Source organism: Myceligenerans halotolerans (assembly GCF_054782975.1).
The window spans coordinates 19,917-37,187 of record NZ_BAAGRL010000024.1 but is presented as its reverse complement, the minus strand read 5'-3'; the positions used below and the strand labels follow the sequence as shown (position 1 = coordinate 37,187).

The window sequence follows — 17,271 nt, the reverse complement described above, 5'->3', positions numbered from 1 at the left end:
GGGCCGACCACTCGGCAGGGACCGCCTCTCAGATTCTCAGGCGGATCCGCGCGTCAGCAGCGTGGCCCGGACACTGCGGCGGATCGGCGCGATGCGGGCGAAGTCCGCGTCGGCCAGGATCTCGATGATGTCCAGGAGGTGCTCCGCCAGCCCACGCCGGTCGAGGGAGATCGAGGTGAGCGGCGGGTCGACCGCTTCGCCCAGGGCCAGGCCGTCGATGCCGACCACCCGGACGCTGCCGGGGACGTCGACGCCCAGGGCGCGGGCGGTCTGGACCGCGCCCAGTGCCATGAGATCGTTGAACATCAGCACGGCGTCCGTGTCGGTATGTTCACGCAGGAGGGCGGCGAACGCCTCGCCTCCGCCCGAGATGCTCTCCTCCCCCGCGACGACACCGGTCAGTTCGTCCCCGGCCGCCTGCTCGAACCACCCCCGCCGGGGCGAGGGCGCGTAAGGCCCCCCCGAGCGAGGGGTCACGTCGACCATCCCGAACCGCCGCGCACCCCGCTCACGGAGTGCGGCGATCGCGTCGACGATCCCGGACCCGAGGTCGGTGTCGACCGCGTGGACGCCGGGGATGGCGCTGCTCGGCACGGATCCCTCGTGCCCGAGCCGGACGATCGGCAGCCCGCGAACCGTCTCGACGAGCTCCGCGTCGGGCCGGCCGAAGTAGCCGGCCACGACGTCGACCTGCGTGGACAGCAGCGCCAGGCTTTCTTCGGCCGCGTCGCCTTCCGGCGCCGCGATGATGACCTGCCACCGGCGCTCCGCGGCGACCGAGAGCACGTCCGCGGCCATCTCGGTGTAGTACGGATTGCGGAGGGAGGAGACCACGAGGCCCAGCGCATGGGTCTTCTGCCTCGTCACCAGGTTGCGGGCGTACCGGCTCGGCCGGTAGCCGAGACGGTCGGCGGCCTCGAGCACCCGCCGCCGCGTCCCCGCGCTGATCTCGCTCATGTCGTTCATCGCGCGTGTCACCGTCTGCCGTGACACCCCGGCCTCCTCGGCGACGTCGAGAATCGTCACACGCTTGCCCACCGGGCCACCTTTCCGCTGCACACGACGGCATACGACGAAGCCGTCCGCAGTCGACCCTATAAGAGGTCGCGCGACCTCCGAGCCCCGGCGGCGACCGCCGGGCGAGGGCGAGCGGTTGCGAGGCAGCAGACGTCTGCCCGAGGCGGTCACCCGCCTCGGGCAGACGTTTCTCCCGATCACTCCGGGGCCGCCGTCCCGCCGGCACCGGTGGCGACGACGCCGACGACGTCCCGGTGGACGCCCTCGGCCCGTCAGAGCGTGCTGCGCTGCCAGGCCTGGTTGTCGCCGCCGTGGCACGTCCACTGCTGCATGGCGACACCGTTGGCGGTCGAGCTCGCGTCGACGTCGAGGCACTTGCCGCTGTTGCGGTTGACGAGCTGGACGTCGCCGCCCGGAAGGTCCTGGACCTGCCACTGCTGGTTCTCGCCGCCGTGGCACGTCCACTGCTGGACCGCGGCACCGTCAGCCGTCGAGAACCCGTCCACGTCCAGGCACTTGCCGCTGTTGACGCCCGTGATCTGGGCGTACCCGCCGGAGACCTCCTGGACCTGCCACCGCTGGTTGTCGCCGTCATGGCACGTCCACTGCTGGACCGTGGCACCATCAGCCGTCGAGAACCCGCTCACGTCGAGACACTTGCCGCTGTTGCGGTTGACGAGTCGTTCGGGCCGCTGCTCGACCAGGGTCCAGTCCTGCGAGCCGTCCGTCGCGGCCGTCTCCAGCGTCAGCTGTGCCCCGGCGGTCGCCCCCGTCAGGTACAGGCTGGTGTCGGCGGCGGCCTGCAGCCGGGTGTATCCGTCGCCGGTCGTGACCAGGTTCCAGATCCCCGCCTCGGTGTTGTCCACCCACTGGCCGATCTTCTGCCCGGCGGACGGCGTTCCGGTCCAGATCCCTGCCGCCCGCCCACCGGACTTGTTGAGCAGCGCCGCCGCCCCGTCGGGCTTCGTGACGACGTGCCAGAACTGCGTGTCGCCGTCGGACACGGAACCGGCGGCCTCCAGGACGACGTCGGGAACGTCACCGTTGCCGATGTTCGCGTCGTTGCTGTTGTTGCCGGTGCCGATCACCTGGCCGGTCTTCCGGTTGACGAGCTGGTGGTACGCGCCCGCCGAGCGGCCGAGGTCCACCTCGCCGTACCGGATGACCGCGTTGCTCGTCGGGCCGCCCCAGGTGCCCTGGAGGATGACCACCCGTCCGGTTCTCGTGACGTACTGCAGGTTGCGGCTGTACCCGGCGCCGACGGTGGTCTGGTACTCCGTCCACGCTCCGGTGCTCGACCCGCTGCGGTTGACCCAGATGTTCCCGCTGCCGCTCGCGTTGTAGGCGATCCGGCCGTCGGGCATCGGGAGCAGCACCGGGCTGCCGCCCGTGGCCAGCCCGCGCGAGCCGGTGCTGACCGGGAGTTCGTCCACCCCGGTCCCGTCGGCGTCGCCGTCGGCGAAGAACCGGAGCGGGTCGCTCGCGGTCTTGAACCTGTTGTTCGTTCCGCCGCCCCAGTACTCGAAGGTGAGCAGCCACTTGCCGTCGGACGTCGGGGCGATCGTGGTCATACCGGGCCGTCCACCACCGATCAGCGATTTCCCGTCGACGTTCACCGTCGTGCCGGGTACGTCGACGATCGGGGCGCTCCACGGCGCGCTCGTGCCGTCCCACGTGCGGTGGGCCAGGATCTGGCCGTGCGGGTCGGTCGCCGTGTCGTTCTCCGGATCCGGCGTCGCGACGCCGGTGGCGGGGTCGTAGCCCGTGTACTCGTTCTCGTCCGAGTAGAAGCAGATGAGCTTCCCGTCGCGCACGATGAGGAACGGCTCCCAGACGGGGTCGACCTGGCGGTAGGTGTTGGCCTCGGCGACATTCGTCCCGGTCGCCCCGGCGCTACCGCCCTGCCAGCCGCCGGCCGCGATGATGTTGACGATGTTCCACGTCACGCCCTCGTCGGTGGACGAGAACAGGGCGATCGCCAGGTCCTTGCGGTCGCCGTCGTTCGTCGGGACCCAGTCCGGGTCGGCCGCCTTCTGCTCGATGTAGTAGTGGTCCTCGCCGGTGACGAGGCTCGCCAGCACCAGCGTGCCCGCGGCGAGGTCGCCGACGGCCTCCGGCAGGACGTACAGGTAGGGGCTGCCCCAGTTGCTCGTGTACTTCGCGTAGGCGGGGTCGCTCGAGAGCTCCGCCGGCGGCCGGACCTCCGAGAGCGACTGCCACGTGGTGCCGTCGTCGTCGCTCTTGTAGATCGGCAGGGTCCCGCCGGTCGCGGCGCCGCTGACCGGGTTGACCGTGGCCTTCTCGAACGCGGCCACCAGCCGGCCGCCGGGCAGCTCGGCGGACTTCGGGTAGACGGCGCAGTTGCCTCGGCCCTTGAGGCACTCGTCGCTGTCGGTGAGCTGGTACATGATGCCGCCCGTGGGGCGGTATGCCTCCGCGGCCACGGCGGGTACCAGGGCTGCCGCGACCGCCGTGACGAACGCGGTCAGGACACGCTTGGTTCTTGACGTCATGCCCCCTCCTCGGGGATGTCATCGACCCGTGCCGGGCACGGGTTCACCTTCGCGACGCCGTCCTGGCATCGCGTCGTGCACGCCGCGGGGCCCGGCACCGGCGCCGGGCCCCGCGGCCCAGCGTCACTCGCTGACGCTGAAACCCTGCGAGCTGCCGTAGGACACGACCTTGTCCTGCCATGCCTGCAGCCCGGCGTTCAGGTCGCTCTGGTCGGTGTACGCCGTGCCGACGGTGTCGGGGAAGACGCTGTTGGCGTAGACCTGGAACGGCAGGTACTCCCAGCCCGTGGCGACGTTCTCGGAGGCGTCGACGAGCACCTCGTTGATCTTCTGGCCGCCGAAGTACTCGGGGGCCTCCGCCAGGAACTCGGGCGAGGTCAGGTGCGCGGTGGTCGCGGGGAAACCGCCGTTGTCGAGGAAGACGTCGACGCTCTCGTCGGAGCTGTTCAGCCACCGCAGGAACGCCGCCGCCAGCGCCGGGTTCTCGCTCTGCTCGATGACCGCCTGGGCGCTGCCGCCGTTCTCCGCGGTGGTGGCGGAGCCGTCGTAGCTCGGCAGGGGCGCGACGCGCCACTTGCCCGCGCCGTCGGGCACCGAGCCCTCGAGGATGCCGGGCATCCACGCACCGCTCACGATCGAGGCCACCGTGCCGTCGCTCAGGGCCTTCCACCAGTCGTCGCTCCAGGTGGGGATGTCGGCGAGGAGGCCCGGCTCGAGCAGCTGGTTCCACGTGTCGGCCCAGAGCCTGGTGCCCTCGTCCTGCAGGTCCACCGTCACGGCGGTGCCGTCGGTCTGGTACGGCCGGCCGCCGGCCTGCCAGATCAGCGGCTGCGCGAAGCCCGGGTCCCCGGCGTCGTTGGTGATGTACTTCGAGGGGTCCGCCGCGTGCAGCTTCTCGCCGGCGGCGATGTAGTCGTCCCAGGTGACGGGAATCTCGAGGTCGTACTCGTCGAAGATCTCCTGGTTGTACAGCAGGACCATCGGGCCGGAGTCCTGCGGCAGGCCGTGGATTGCGTCGCCGGCGGTCACGGCCGACCATGTGGAGGCGGTGTACGCGTCCTCCAGGTCTCCGAAGCCGTAACCCGACAGGTCGAGCAGGCTGTCCGAGAGCACGAACTGCTGGAGAGCGTAGTACTCGATCTGCGCGACGTCGGGGGCGCCGGAGCCGGCCTTGATCGCGTTCTGCAGCTTGGTGTACTCGTCCGTCGCGGTGCCCGCGTTGACGACGGTGACCTCGACGTCCGGGTACTCCGCCATGAAGGCGTCCGCCTGGGCCTGGCCCGAGGGGGTCCACGTCCAGTAGGTGAGCTCGCCTCCCTCTTCGAGGGCGGCGTCGAGGTCCGCAGCCGATCCGGCGGGGGTCTCGCCGCCCGGTTCGGCGGCGGAGCCGCAGCCGGCGAGCGCCATGGTGGTCAGCGCCGCGGCGGCAAGCGCGGCCGCGGTCTTGCAGGCGGCGCGGGCTTGGCGGCCGTTGCGGGTCAGGTGGGCTGGTCTGGTCATGATCTTTCCTTCACGTCTTCGTGGTGGGGGTCGGGTCGGGGTCGCGATGGCGACCTGTCGGGGCGGGCGGTCAGGGGTGGCGGTTCACTGCTTGACGCTTCCGGCGCTCAGGCCGGACTGCCAGAAGCGCTGTAGGAACAGGAAGATGACGATGATCGGCACGATCGTGATCAGGGAGCCGGTGACGACCAGGTTGAAGATCGGCTCGGCGGCGACGCCCGCCGCCTGCGCGCTCCACTGGTTGAGGCCGACCGTCAGCGGGTACCAGTCGGGCTCGCTGAGCATGATCAGCGGCAGGAAGTAGTTGTTCCAGGTGGCCACGATCGCGAACAGCGCCACGGTGACGATGCCGGGGGTCAGCAGGCGGATCGAGATGGTGAAGAAGGTCCGCAGCTCCCCCGCGCCGTCGAGCCGCGCGGCCTCCAGCAGTTCGGTGGGCACCGAGTCCACGGTGTACACCCAGATCAGGTACAGCCCGAACGGGCTGATCAGGGAAGGGATGATGATCGCCCACGGGGTGTTGGTCAGGCCGAGCTGGCTGAACAGCAGGAAGGTCGGCACGGCGAGTGCGGTTCCGGGGACGGCGACGGCACCCAGGACGACGGCGAAGTAGGCCTTGCGGCCCGGGAACCGGTACTTCGCCAGGGCGTAACCGGCCAGGGTCGCGAGGAAGGTCGCTCCGCCGGCGCCGAGCACCACGTACAGCAGCGTGTTGCCGAGCCAGCGCACGAAGATGCCGTCGTCGTAGGTGAACGTGGCGACGAGGTTGTCCCAGAGCGCGAACGAGTCGCCGAAGGCGAACCCGAACGTCGCGAACAGGTCGCCCTGGGTCTTGGTGGAGTTGATGACCAGCCACGCCACCGGCAGGAGCGCGTAGACCAGGAACAGGCCGGTCAGCAGGGTCATGGCGGCGGACTTGCGCGGGCGCGTCGCAGAGGACGCGCGGCGCACCGCGGGATGGATACGGCGCCCGGTGGGCATCAGCGGTCCTCCTGACGGGTTCCGCGGATCTGGACCACGTACGCGATGACCGCGGTGATGAGGCCCATGACGATCGCGACGGTGGCGGAGTAGTTGTACTGCTGTCCGGCGAAGGACAGGTTGTAGGCGTACATGTTGGGCGTGAAGTTGCTCGTGATGACGTTGTTCGCCAGCGGCTGGAGGACGTTCGGCTCGTTGAAGAGCTGGAAGCTGCCGATGATCGAGAAGATCGTCGCGATCACGATCGCGCCCCGGGCGGCGGGCAGCTTGATCGCCTTGACGACCTGCCACGGGCCCGCCCCGTCGAGCGCGGCCGCCTCGTACAGCTCGGCCGGGATCGTCTTGAGGGCGGAGTAGAAGATCACCATGTTGTAGCCGACGAACTCCCAGGTCACGATGTTGCCGATCGAGACGATGATCCAGTCGCGCGCGAACGGCCGGAGCACGTCGCTGCCGAGCCAGTCGTTGATGCTCGCGGTCAGGCCGAAGTTGTCGCTGTACAGGAAGCCCCACATCAGGACGGCCACTACGGCCGGAACCGCGTAGGGCAGGAAGATCACCACGCGGAACAGGCCGGTGGCGTACAACCGGGCGCTGTCGATCGCGAGCGCCGCGGCCAGCGCCAGGAGCAGCATGACCGGCACCTGCACGAGCAGGAACCCGAAGACCCTCCCGAACCCGTCCCAGAAGGCCGGGTCCCGGAGCACCGTCGCGTAGTTCTCGAGTCCCACGAACGAGTTGCCGCCGACCAGCCGGTTCTGGAACAGGCTCAGCCACAGCGCGTAGAGCAGCGGCGCCACGAAGGCGAAGACGAAGACGACGGCGAACGGCCAGGCGAAGAGCCACCCCTGCAGGTTCTTTCTCCATCGCGGTACCGGACGGGCGACGGTCCTCGGTTTCCCGGACTGCGAAGGGATCCGGATCAGGGTGGCGCTCATCGGACTGCCTCTCGCTCGTCGATCAGCATCCGGCAGCCCCACGGCCCGAGCGCGAGCTGCGCGCCCGCGGCGTGGGTGGTGCCGGTGGCGGTGTCGCGCACGCCGGTCGCGAGGACGAGGCGCTGCTCGCCCCAGCCCCAGTTGAAGACGAACCAGGCGCGGCGGCCGTCGGGCAGGGTTCCCGAGGAGACCGTGACCGCCGGGCCGTGGTCACCGGTCAGCAGGCTGCCGGCGCCCTCGGGAGCGGCCCAGCGCACGACAGCGGTCGCCAGGCCCGCCGACGGGACCGTGCCGACGGTGGTGACCCGCCCGCTGCCGTGGGGGTGGGTGACGACCGCCGGGAAGTCACCGAAGCGGGGGTGCTTGTACGTGGCCAGGCGCTGGGCGCCGTCGGGGATCAGGCCGTCGGCCCAGCGGTGGGCGGTGGCGTCCGCGTCCAGGGTGAGCGGACTGCCGTCGGTGGCGACCACCTGGACGTCCGTGTCGAGGTTGGAGAACTCCTCGTACCAGGCACCGGCGGCGGCGTGCAGGCCGTCGGGTGCGACGGCGACGCGGGCGCGCGCCTCGGGGTCGGCGTAGGCGGTACGCGGCCCGAGGATCAGGTGGCCCCCGGCGGCGGCGTACTCGCGCAGCAGGCTCAGGTCGTCGTCGGCGGTGATGTACAGCCCGGCGGCGACGAGGACGGGGAATCGGCGGGCCAGCTCGGTCGCGCCGATGTCGTGCGCCTGCGGCAGGTGCAGGATGCGCGCCTGCCGGCCGGCGTCGATCACCCCGCGGTAGAACGCGTCGGTGATGTACTCGTAGGACTCGTCGTCGCCCTGCCCGCCGGTGGCCAGTGGCGGCATGAACTGCATGGCGAACCGGCTGGGGTTCGACCAGAGGATCGCGACGTCCGCGTCGGGCTCGTAGCCGTCGAGCGTGGTCCCGAGCCGGGACAGCTCGTTGCCGATCTCGGCGATCTCGGTGTAGATCCGGCCCGGGCGCAGGCTGTGGGGCAGGACGCCGCCCCAGTAGGTCTCGGCACCGTACGGCAGCGTGTGCCAGTGCCAGTACTCGATCATCGCCGCGCCGCGTGAGATGAACGCGTAGGCGGCCTGCTTGAGCTGACCGGGGTAGGGCGGGTGGTTGGCGTGCGACGCGTCGATGGCCTGCGCGTTGGTCTCGGTGACGAGGTAGCGCGCCTGACGCGAGGAGTAGATGCGGTCGGCCTGGCGGAACAGGCCGGCGACACCGGTGGTGGTCCAGTAGTTCGGCTGGGCGAGCTCGGTACCGGCCTCCAGATGATCCTGCAGGCCGTAGTACGGGTTGCCCGCCGCGATGTCCAGGTGGCGGCCGAGCCGCTCGTCGTCGAGCGCGCGGCGCGGGTACTGCAGGCACGTCGTGACGAACTGGCCGGGGAGGCGGTACTCGCCGACGATGTCGGCCTGCCAGCCGATGAACTCGGCGGTGACGTCCGCCTGGTAGCGGCGCCAGGCGAGGTCGTACTGGGGGAAGGTGTTGCCGTCGGGGCGCCACAGCTCGTCCCAGCCGGCCAGGCGGTGGGACCAGTAGGTCAGTCCCCATTCCCGGTTGAGGGTCTCGACATCGCCGTACCGCTCCTCGAGCCGCCGCACGAACCGGGTGAAGGTCCCGTGGTTGTGGATCAGGTGCAGGCCGGGTTCGTTGTCCACCTGGTACCCGATGATCGCGGGATGCTGGGCATGGCGTGCCAGGATCGCGCGGATCACGCGCTCGGCGTGGTACCGGAACGCCGGGTGGGAGTAGTCGACCTCCTGGCGCGCGCCCCACGGGATCGGCTCGCCCGTGCGCTGCTCCGCGGCGATCTCCGGGTACGCCGTCCGCAGCCACGGCGGTACGGCATAGGTGGGGGTGCCGAGGATGACGTCGATCCCCCGGTCCCGCGCCGCGTCGAGCACCGGCGCGAGCCACTCGAGGTCGAACTCGCCGTCACGCGGCTCCCACGTGGACCACACCGACTCCCCCACCCGGATCACGTTGATGCCGGCGGCCGCCATCAGGTCCAGGTCCTGGTGCAGCCGGTCGGCGCGGTGGTACTCGGGGTAATAGGCGACACCGAACAGCAGGTGTCCGGGTGGCGCGGGGCGATTCGGTGAGTCCATGAGGCAGCTACTCCGTTGTCTTGCGAGGGACGCAACGGGACGCTACCCGCGAATGTGACCGGTAACAAGTCTCCGAGACCAGATTGTTACCGGTAACATCGCTAGTGGACGGGCTCACCGCCATACGGTGAGGACACCCACCCGCACGTCACCGCACGAAGGAGACCACATGCCCCCCGGCGCTGGCCGCGCACCACAGGATGCCGACGTCACACCGGACGAGAGCCCACGGAAGGAGCCCGCAGGCAGGCCGGACACCGGTGCCGTCAGGCCGGACACCGGTGCCGACGGGCCGGACACCGGTGCCGACGGGCCGGACACCGGCTCGGTTCCCAGCTCGGCCCACGAGCTCGACCGGCCCGCGACCATCCGCGACGTCGCGGCGCTCGCCCGGGTGTCCCACCAGACCGTGCACCGGTTCCTCCAGGGCTACGAGGGCATCCGGCCCGCGACGCGCGAGCGTGTCGTCGAGGCACTCGCGGCGCTCGACTACCGCCCGAACCTGACCGCCCGTTCCCTGACGACGGGGCGGTCGTCGCGACTGGGGGCGCTGACCCACGAGCTCGACCAGTTCGGCCCGAGCAAGATCATCCAGGGCGCCACCCGGGCCGCGCGCGACGCCGGCTACGTGCTCGACATCGTGAGCCTGGACATGGGCGACCCCGCCGAGATCGGCCAGGCGCTGGAGATGCTCACCCGGCACGACCTGGCCGGGATCCTGGCCCTGGCCTCCAGCGACCACATGGCCCGCGCCTTCGACGCCGCCGACTTCCGCGTACCGGCCTACCTCGCCGGCGAGGACGACGAGTTCGCCGGTCACCACGCCTCGCAGCTCACGACCGTCGGCTTCCCTGCCCTCATCGACCACCTGGCGGCCCTGGGCCACCGCCGGCTTCTGCACATCGCCGGCCCGCCGGCCTGGTCGGCGGCACGCAACCGTGCCCGAGCCTTCGAGAACGCCGTCGCGGCGCACGGACTGGAGTCCGCCGGCGTCGTCCGCGGCGACTGGTCGGCACGCTCCGGCCACGAAGCGGTGTCGGCATTCCTCGCGGAGACCGAGTTCACCGCCGTCGTTGCCGCCAACGACCAGATGGCGCTCGGCGCGCTCCTCGCCCTGCGCGAACGCGGCCTGCGGATACCCGAGGACGTGAGTGTCACGGGCGTCGACGACATCCCCGACGCCGCCTACTTCTCCCCGCCGCTCACCACGCTCCAGGTGGACTTCTTCACCCAGGGGCGCCGTGCCGTCGAACAGCTCCTGGCCCGCATCACCGGGCGGGAGCTCCCCGACGACGACGGCGCCCTGCCGTCCCGTCTCGTCGTGCGGAAGTCCACGGGTCCGCTCGCCGCAGCCCGATGATCGCTCCCGTTCGTCGTGCCGCACCACGCCTCGGACCCGTCGGCATGCGATCCCCGCGGCCCCTGGCAGTGCGCGTCAGTGGCGCCTTCGTGGCGCTGCAGGGGCTCGGTCCCGGGGCCGCCCGTTCGTGGTCGGGACGTCGGCGGTTCCCGCGTCCCAGGTGCGCGCGATGCCCAGGCCGCGCAGGTCCGCGTCGCTCAGGGAGACGCCGTCGGGCCCGATCCAGCGGTCGGGCCGGGAGCGATCGTCGGCCTCGGCATTCCAGCGACGCATGAACGGAGTGCCGACGTCGGTGATGACGACCGACCCCGACGTGGCCGGCAGCGGCTCGGCGGGCAGATGCACGAGGGTGTAGGCGCCCACGAGGTCCGACGAGTTGACGGAAGCCACGCTGTACCAGTTGCCGTCCGCGTCCCGCTGGATCGCGTACCCACGGGCGTCGACGACGACGGCGAAGTGCGGCAGGTCAGCGTCCAGGAGATCCTGGCTGGTCCGGTAGACGGCGCCGACCTGTGCTCCCTGGGTCATCGAGATCTCCTGACGTCGAATCGATGGCATCCACCTATCAAAGCGGATACGTCACGATTCGGCCGTTAAATCAGCATCGTCGTCCTCTTCGCCGGAAGCAACCATTCGTCATCCACCATCCCTCGGCCGTAGGTGCCTGGCGCGCACCGAGGCCTCCCCCGTCCGGAGGAGGCCTCGGTGCGCCGTACGGGTCCGGGCCCCTTACCCGCCGCCGACCGTCAGCGACTCGAACGGCACCTCCACCACCGAGTCCTGGAGGTCGACGAGCGTGGTCGCGCTGCCGATCACGTTCCAGACCTCGACCTTGATCGTGCCGTCGGTGATGTCGCCGAGAGTTCCTTCGGAGTTCTCCAGCGCGCGGTTCTCCGAGGTGTAGCGCTCGAAGCCGGGTACCGGGTCGGTGGCGAAGTACGCGTACGACTCCACCCGGTCGAAGGAGCCGTCGCCCTCCAGGTCGTAGGAGACGCGCAACCGTGTGCCGTTGCCGACGTCCTGGCCGGCGTCGAGACCGACGTCGAACACTGTGCCGGCACCGCCGAACTCGCCCGTCACGTGCTCCAGCGTGGCGGTGAGCCCGGTGCTCGGGTCACCGACCGCGTCGGCTCCGGAAGCCGCGCCCAGAACCGCCGTGGTGTCGGAGCCGGGCTCCGGTGCCAGGTCGCCGTCCGCGGTCAGGTAGAGCGTCGGATCCACGGGCTCCGGCGGATCGGTGGGCTCCGGAGAAGCGGTCGGTTCCGGAGAGGCGGTCGGATCGGTCGGGTCGTCCGTGTCGCCCGGGGCTCCTCCCCCGCTCCAGTCATGAGCGCCCGAGGTGACGGTCCGGCCCGCCGGCACGGCGAGCGAGGTCCCGTCCGAGAACTCGACCGTGCGGGGCGACTGCGTGATGTTCGAGGCCACGTAGGTACGCGCCCCGTCCTTGGTGAACACGGCGGCGACGGGAGAGTCGGCGGTCACCGTCGGGTCCACCGTCCCCAGGCCGGCGAGGTTGGCGATCCAGTGGTAGGTGTGTGCGCGGCTCTCCCCTTCCTCGACCGGGTACCCGGGGTCGCCGTCGAGTGCCGCGAGCGCACGCTCGCCGTCCCCGAGCGCGAGGTAGGACCAGAGGATGTCCTGCCAGACGGTCGGGTCGCCACCGTTGGCCGCGACCATCTCGTCGTAGTTGGCGACGACGTCGGAGGGGCGAAGTCCCAGGTAGAGGTGGCCGCCCGTGACCGGCAGGGTGTTGATGCCCTGGATCATCTCGGCCTCACCGCTGAACCAGGTCGCGTAGGCCCCGCCGCTGCCCCAGATCATGCCGACGGTGGAGTGGCCGAAGCCCTCGGGCATGGCGCCGGCCTGGTCGAACCAGTAGTGCTGGATCGCCGCCGTCTGCGTGGCGTAGAGGTAGATCCCGGCGTCGCGGGCGGCGTCGTCACCGGTGGCGACTCCCCACTGGATGAGGCCGTTCGCGAAGTTCTGGCCCTCGGAGCTCGACTCCTGGTTGTTGCCGTTGACGAAGGCGCCGTGTCCCGCCGCCCAGTCGTGGCCCGCGTAGATGTCGAAGTCGCGCAGGTACGGGTAGCGCTGGTCGCTGCGGTCGAAGTTGTTGGCGTCCGCGATCAGCTGGTCGACCATGCCGCCGTACTGCTGGTCGGTGGCCCACTCCGGGTCGAACCGCGCCAGCGTGGCGGCCGCGACGATGAAGTATCCGTAGTGGAAGTGGTGGTCGTTCAGCTCTCTGTCCGACCCGTAGGCGGCGGGGAAGCCCACCAGGGTGCCCCAGTTCTCGTTGTACGCGAACAGGTGCTCCGTCTCACCGGGGCTCGCCGTGAACCAGTCCGTGAGCGTGTCCTCGATCTGTCCGAGCGCCGTGTCGCGGATGCTCGTCCGGTCGAGCTGGTCGGCGATCTCCGCGATCCGGACCGCGCGGCCGAGCGCCTTGCCGGTCCAGTAGGTGTCGTCGGCGTCGATGCTCATCGGGTCGGACGCTTCCGCGTCGAGCAGGGCGTCGAGCCGCGCGTTCGCGTCGCCCTCCGACGTCGTGACCGCGGGAACCTCCGGCAGGACACCGGTGAACGGGGTGTCCGTCGTGAACGACGTCGCCCCGATCAGCGTGGTCATCGCGCCCCGTGCCGACTCGTACTCGCGATCGGATGCCGCGCCGCCGCCGGGCCCGTCGCCGGTGATCCCCTCGAGGTAGGCGTCCTGGTGCGGGTAGAGCGACACGATCGTGCCCGCGTCGGTGCCCTCGTGCGCCTCGGTCTCGAGGGAGTAGGTCGTCCGCACGATGCTCGTCGCCTCGTCGTACACGTAGTCGGCACGGGTGCCGGTCACCTCGACGTAGGCGTACGGGGTGAAAGCGTCCGCCTGGGCGGTTCGTGCCGCGTCGTCGTCCGCCGGTGTCGTGGGGAGAGCGGCGACCGAGACGTAACCCTTGCCCGCGAGGTCGCTGCGCAGTTCGCTGCCCGACGTCGTCCACGACGAACCGCTCGGCGCGAACGCGACGTAGTCGGCGCCGCCCGTGCTGAATCCGACACGGGCACCGTCGTCGAGCCAGACGCGCAGGTCCGACCCACCGGTGAGGAGCGCGTCGCCGCCCGCCATCTCGAACCAGGCGATCGGAAGTCCGTGCCCGATCGTCGCCGTCATGGAGCGGGCTCCGTCGTTCCAGGACGGGGTGACTGTCCAGTCGCTCCAGTCCGCGATCTCGGCGACGGGCGCGTTCAGTCCCGCGACGCCGACGACGAGGTCCTCGTCGTACGGGTAGTGGAACTCCCCGATCCCGCCGGGTGTCCCGTAGAGAGTGGGCTCCTGGGTGTAGGACAGCCCGAGGCCTTCCGGCGACGGCTTGTAGGACACGGGGTGCGCGTGCAGCGGCTCGCTCATCGAGCAGTCGAACTTCTTGAAGCTCAGGGAGGACCACCAGTCGTTCGTCGGCACGGCCCCGTCCGGGGCCGAGTCGGTGAGGAACGCGCGGGCGTCGGTCGCGAGCGGGGCGCAGCCCTCCGGCGCCGGGCCGACCTGCTCGGTGGTGTAGCTCCCCGCTCCCACGGGCGTCGGGTCGGCCGCCACGGCCGCGACGGCGCCCGTCGTTGAGAGCGCGATCACGGCGGCGACGAGGGCCCCGGCGCGCGACCGCCACTTCTGACGGGAGGGCCGGGACCCGGCGTCGTTGCCGGGTGGCCGCACCGCTCCGGGACCGTTCGCCGTGGAATCTGTGCTGGTCAAGGAATGGAACATCGTTGTCCTCTCTGAACCGCCCCGCCGTTGGGGTGCTCGGCACATGTCCTCGTTCCCAGCGTCGTCGAGGGTGGTGCACGATCTGCGAGCCGACAACATGATTGGGAGCGCTCTCAAGAGCGTGGCAGCTCGATGGCCGGTCGTCAACCGTGCGGGGTTGGCGACTGCGGCTCCCGCCGGCCCGGGTCCCGCCGGCCCGGGTCCAGGCGGCAGCCGCGCCGCGCTCGACCTGCTCGACGAGCGACGGCGCAACCTGACACCCGCGCTCACGCCTGCGGGCGAACGCGGAGCCTGGGACGACCAGGACTCCCGCTCAAGCCCTCTCGATCGGCCAGCAGTTGCCCGTGTCGTAGCCACCGTCCGCGTCGGCGACCAGGCTGTGGTTCCTCGCGAAGGCGATGCGCCCGCAGATCAGCGGGGCGTCACCGAGCATCACGTAGTCCACGCTGTCCACCGTGCGGACCACCGGCTCGTCGGCGTCGAAGAAGTAGGACCCGGCGTGGGTCGCCTGGGTCCCCATGACCGCGGCCGCCGGGTCGGCGCCCGTCTCGTCGGCACCGTAGAAGTGGACGTGGAATCCGACCTCCTCGTCGGGTATGCCGCCCGCCCACTCGGCGTCGTACTCCACGACGAGCTCGCCGTCCGTCACCGTGGCGCTGGTGAGGCACACCCAGCGCTCGTTGGCCAGGATCTCCTCGGTGCACTCCTGGGCGGGCAGCAGCTCCGGCTCGGTGTCCGCGCCCTCGTCCGCGCCGTCGTCCGTAGCATCGTCCGTAGCATCGTCCGTGGCATCGTCCGTGGCGTCGGAGGACGCCGACGCCGTCGAACCGCTCGGGGAGCTGGAACCGTCCGGGCCCGCCGCGGCGGGTGCCTGCTCGGGCCACGGGATCAGCGCCCACGCCCCCACCCCGAGCACGACGGCGAGCGCGGCGCCGACGGCGATCTGTGCGCCGCGCGGCATGCGCTGCCACGCGGACCTGCCCCCGGCGGCCTCCGCCGCGAGGGCGGCCGTCTGCTCCCGCGGGTCACCCGCGGACGGCGGACCTTCCGCACGGGAGACCGCCCCGACGGCCACGCCCGTCGTCGTCCGGTCCGGCACGGCCGGCGCCGACGCCAGCCAGGCCGCGCCGAGCGCCACCACGTGCTTCGGATTGACGTCCACGGCCACGGGCCGCCCCAGCTCGGCACCGACGAGCTGGGCGACCAGCGGCATTCGTGAGGACCCACCCACCAACAGCACGGCGTCCAGGTCCTCCGGCACCACTCCCGCCGACGTCAGCGCCCGACGCAGCGCCGCGACCGTCTCCAGCAGCAGGGGCCGCACCACCGCCTCCAGCTCGGCGCGGGTGAGCCGCACCTCGGTGCTCAGTCCCGGCAGGAGGACGGGGATGGTGACGTCGGTGTCCGCGGAGAGGGCCTCCTTCGCCGACACGCACTCCTCCCGCAACCGCGCGACGGCGGCCACCGCCGCCGGGTCCTCCGGGTCCAGGTCGTCCAGCACGCCACCGGTCGCGCGGCGCACGTGGTCCAGCACCGCGGCGTCGACGTCGATCCCGCCCAGTCGCTCGACCCCTTCCGGGCGGCCCAGGATCGTGAATCCCGTCTCGGTACGCCGTAGCACGGCGGCGTCGAACGTCCCGCCGCCCAGGTCGTAGACGGCGACCGTGCCGCCCGGCGCCACCGGCCGGCCGAGGGCGTAGAACGCGGCGGCCGCCTCGGGCTCGGACACGTAGGTGACCGGTTGCTGCAGGCCCGCAATACGCACCGCCTGCTCCAGCAGGTCCAGCTTGTACCGGCCCCAGTTCGCCGGATGGCAGATGCACACGGCCGACGGTTCGCCGCCCTCGCGCGCCGCGACCTCGTCGACCACGGCGCGCAACAGCCGGGCCGTGAGTCCCTCCGCCGAGTAGGGCGCACCGCCGAGCAGCAGGGGTGTCGGGTCGCCGAGACGTCGCTTGAACTCGCGCGCCACGCGCTGCGGCTCGGTCAGCGCCCGCCGGTCGGCGGTCTCACCGGTGAGGAACGTGTCGTCGTCGCGCAGCAGCACGACCGACGGGATCACCGCGGCACGGCTGCCGAGCGTGGCGATCTCGGCCCGGCCGTCGCGCACGACGGCGGCGCCCGTGTACGTGGTCCCCAGGTCGATGCCCAGCGCGTACGTGGTCGATGTGTCCATGATCCCTATCTCTCTGTGGTGCGCCTGCGCGCGGATTCTGTGTGGTTCGGATCGTGCGGTGTCGTCCCCGGCATGGCGGGGGGCCGACGGGGGAATGCCCCGAACCCGCCGCCCGCCGCCCGTTCTACAGTGATGTCGTGGACGAGAACAGGTCGGTGCACGATGTGCTGAGCGAGCGAGCGGGCAGCGGGGACAGCCCCGCCGTCGTCGCCGAGGCGCTGCGTGCCGCGGGCCATGATCTGCCCGGCGACCTCGTCGGGGAGGCCGTGGCCAGCTTCGCGGACACCGCGCCCGCGGCGGTCGCCGAGCATCTGTCCCCGTTCACGACCGCGTACGGCCTGGACGGCCTCGCCGACCCGGCCGACCTCGACGCCGCCGAGATGCTCCCCGACGGGCTCGCGCTGCTCGCGTCCGCTCCCGCCGTCGGCCCGGCGTCGGACGACGAGGCGCTGCCCGGCCGCGCCGAGCTGCCCGACGACGAGGCGGGGCCGGGAGACGCCCTCGCCTTCGGCACGGGCGCCGGCGTGCCGGACGACGATGCCGGGATGCCCGACGGCGGCCCCGGCACCGGTACCCGGGCCGGCGACGCCATGGCCGACGACGACCATGCGAGCGACGACCCGGCAGGCAACGGGACGGCCGCCTACGGACCGGACGCCTACGAGCCGGCCGACGACGACGAGGCGGCGAGCGGCGGCCTGACCGATCCGACCGATGTCCCGCCCCTCCCCCACGACTCCGTCGACTTCGTCCTGGGCGACCTCGACACGCAGGCACCCGACGACGCCTTCGACCCGGCGGAGCTCGACGCGGCCGACGGCGAGGACACCGACATCCCCCTCTGAGCGGCCGTCCGAGACCCGGCCGGTGCCGACCACGCCGTCCCGCGGAGCGCAACCACCACGCACGACGGCGTGGT

Annotated in this window: 11 protein-coding genes; 2 read left to right on the top strand and 9 right to left on the bottom strand. The window is 71.4% G+C overall.

Annotated features, from left to right (window positions below; all coding sequences use genetic code 11):
* Positions 1 to 36: 36 nt before the first annotated feature.
* The 6 genes from ACYVK5_RS16450 to ACYVK5_RS16425 form a co-directional block, all read right to left on the bottom strand.
* Complete coding sequence (locus ACYVK5_RS16450; RefSeq protein WP_460706923.1) at positions 37 to 1,038, bottom strand: LacI family DNA-binding transcriptional regulator; 1,002 nt, start codon at positions 1,036 to 1,038, stop codon at positions 37 to 39.
* Positions 1,039 to 1,289: 251 nt separating this feature from the next.
* Positions 1,290 to 3,530 (bottom strand): RICIN domain-containing protein, encoded by a 2,241-nt coding sequence (locus ACYVK5_RS16445; RefSeq protein WP_460706921.1) that lies wholly within the window; start codon positions 3,528 to 3,530, stop codon positions 1,290 to 1,292.
* A 123-nt stretch (positions 3,531 to 3,653) separates the two neighbouring features.
* On the bottom strand, positions 3,654 to 5,030 hold the full coding sequence (locus ACYVK5_RS16440) for an extracellular solute-binding protein (RefSeq protein WP_460706919.1): 1,377 nt from the start codon (positions 5,028 to 5,030) through the stop codon (positions 3,654 to 3,656).
* Positions 5,031 to 5,114: 84 nt separating this feature from the next.
* A complete protein-coding gene (locus tag ACYVK5_RS16435) occupies positions 5,115 to 6,011 on the bottom strand; it encodes a carbohydrate ABC transporter permease (protein WP_460706917.1) in 897 nt (298 codons plus the stop codon).
* Positions 6,011 to 6,949, bottom strand: a complete 939-nt coding sequence (locus ACYVK5_RS16430; RefSeq protein ID WP_460706915.1) for a carbohydrate ABC transporter permease — start codon at positions 6,947 to 6,949, stop codon at positions 6,011 to 6,013. Before ACYVK5_RS16430 ends, ACYVK5_RS16435 begins: the two co-directional genes overlap by 1 nt.
* Complete coding sequence (locus ACYVK5_RS16425) at positions 6,946 to 9,069, bottom strand: beta-galactosidase (RefSeq protein ID WP_460706913.1); 2,124 nt, start codon at positions 9,067 to 9,069, stop codon at positions 6,946 to 6,948. Before ACYVK5_RS16425 ends, ACYVK5_RS16430 begins: the two co-directional genes overlap by 4 nt.
* Positions 9,070 to 9,238: 169 nt before the next feature.
* On the opposite strand from ACYVK5_RS16425, the gene ACYVK5_RS16420 reads away from it, so the two are divergent.
* Positions 9,239 to 10,429, top strand: a complete 1,191-nt coding sequence (locus tag ACYVK5_RS16420; RefSeq protein WP_460706912.1) for a LacI family DNA-binding transcriptional regulator — start codon at positions 9,239 to 9,241, stop codon at positions 10,427 to 10,429.
* 75 nt (positions 10,430 to 10,504) lie between these two features.
* Here ACYVK5_RS16420 and ACYVK5_RS16415 read toward each other — a convergent pair whose 3' ends face one another.
* The 3 genes from ACYVK5_RS16415 to ACYVK5_RS16405 all read right to left on the bottom strand — a co-directional run bounded on the left by ACYVK5_RS16415 (position 10,505) and on the right by ACYVK5_RS16405 (position 16,352).
* Positions 10,505 to 10,957, bottom strand: a complete 453-nt coding sequence (locus tag ACYVK5_RS16415; protein ID WP_460706910.1) for a hypothetical protein — start codon at positions 10,955 to 10,957, stop codon at positions 10,505 to 10,507.
* A 201-nt stretch (positions 10,958 to 11,158) separates the two neighbouring features.
* On the bottom strand, positions 11,159 to 14,164 hold the full coding sequence (locus ACYVK5_RS16410; RefSeq protein ID WP_460706908.1) for a glycosyl hydrolase: 3,006 nt from the start codon (positions 14,162 to 14,164) through the stop codon (positions 11,159 to 11,161).
* Positions 14,165 to 14,489: 325 nt separating this feature from the next.
* Positions 14,490 to 16,352, bottom strand: coding sequence for an Hsp70 family protein (locus ACYVK5_RS16405; protein WP_460706906.1), 1,863 nt, complete (start codon positions 16,350 to 16,352; stop codon positions 14,490 to 14,492).
* A gap of 137 nt (positions 16,353 to 16,489) precedes the next feature.
* Here ACYVK5_RS16405 and ACYVK5_RS16400 point away from each other — a divergent pair, with 137 nt between their 5' ends.
* A complete protein-coding gene (locus ACYVK5_RS16400) occupies positions 16,490 to 17,197 on the top strand; it encodes a hypothetical protein (protein ID WP_460706904.1) in 708 nt (235 codons plus the stop codon).
* The last annotated feature ends 74 nt before the right edge of the window (positions 17,198 to 17,271 follow it).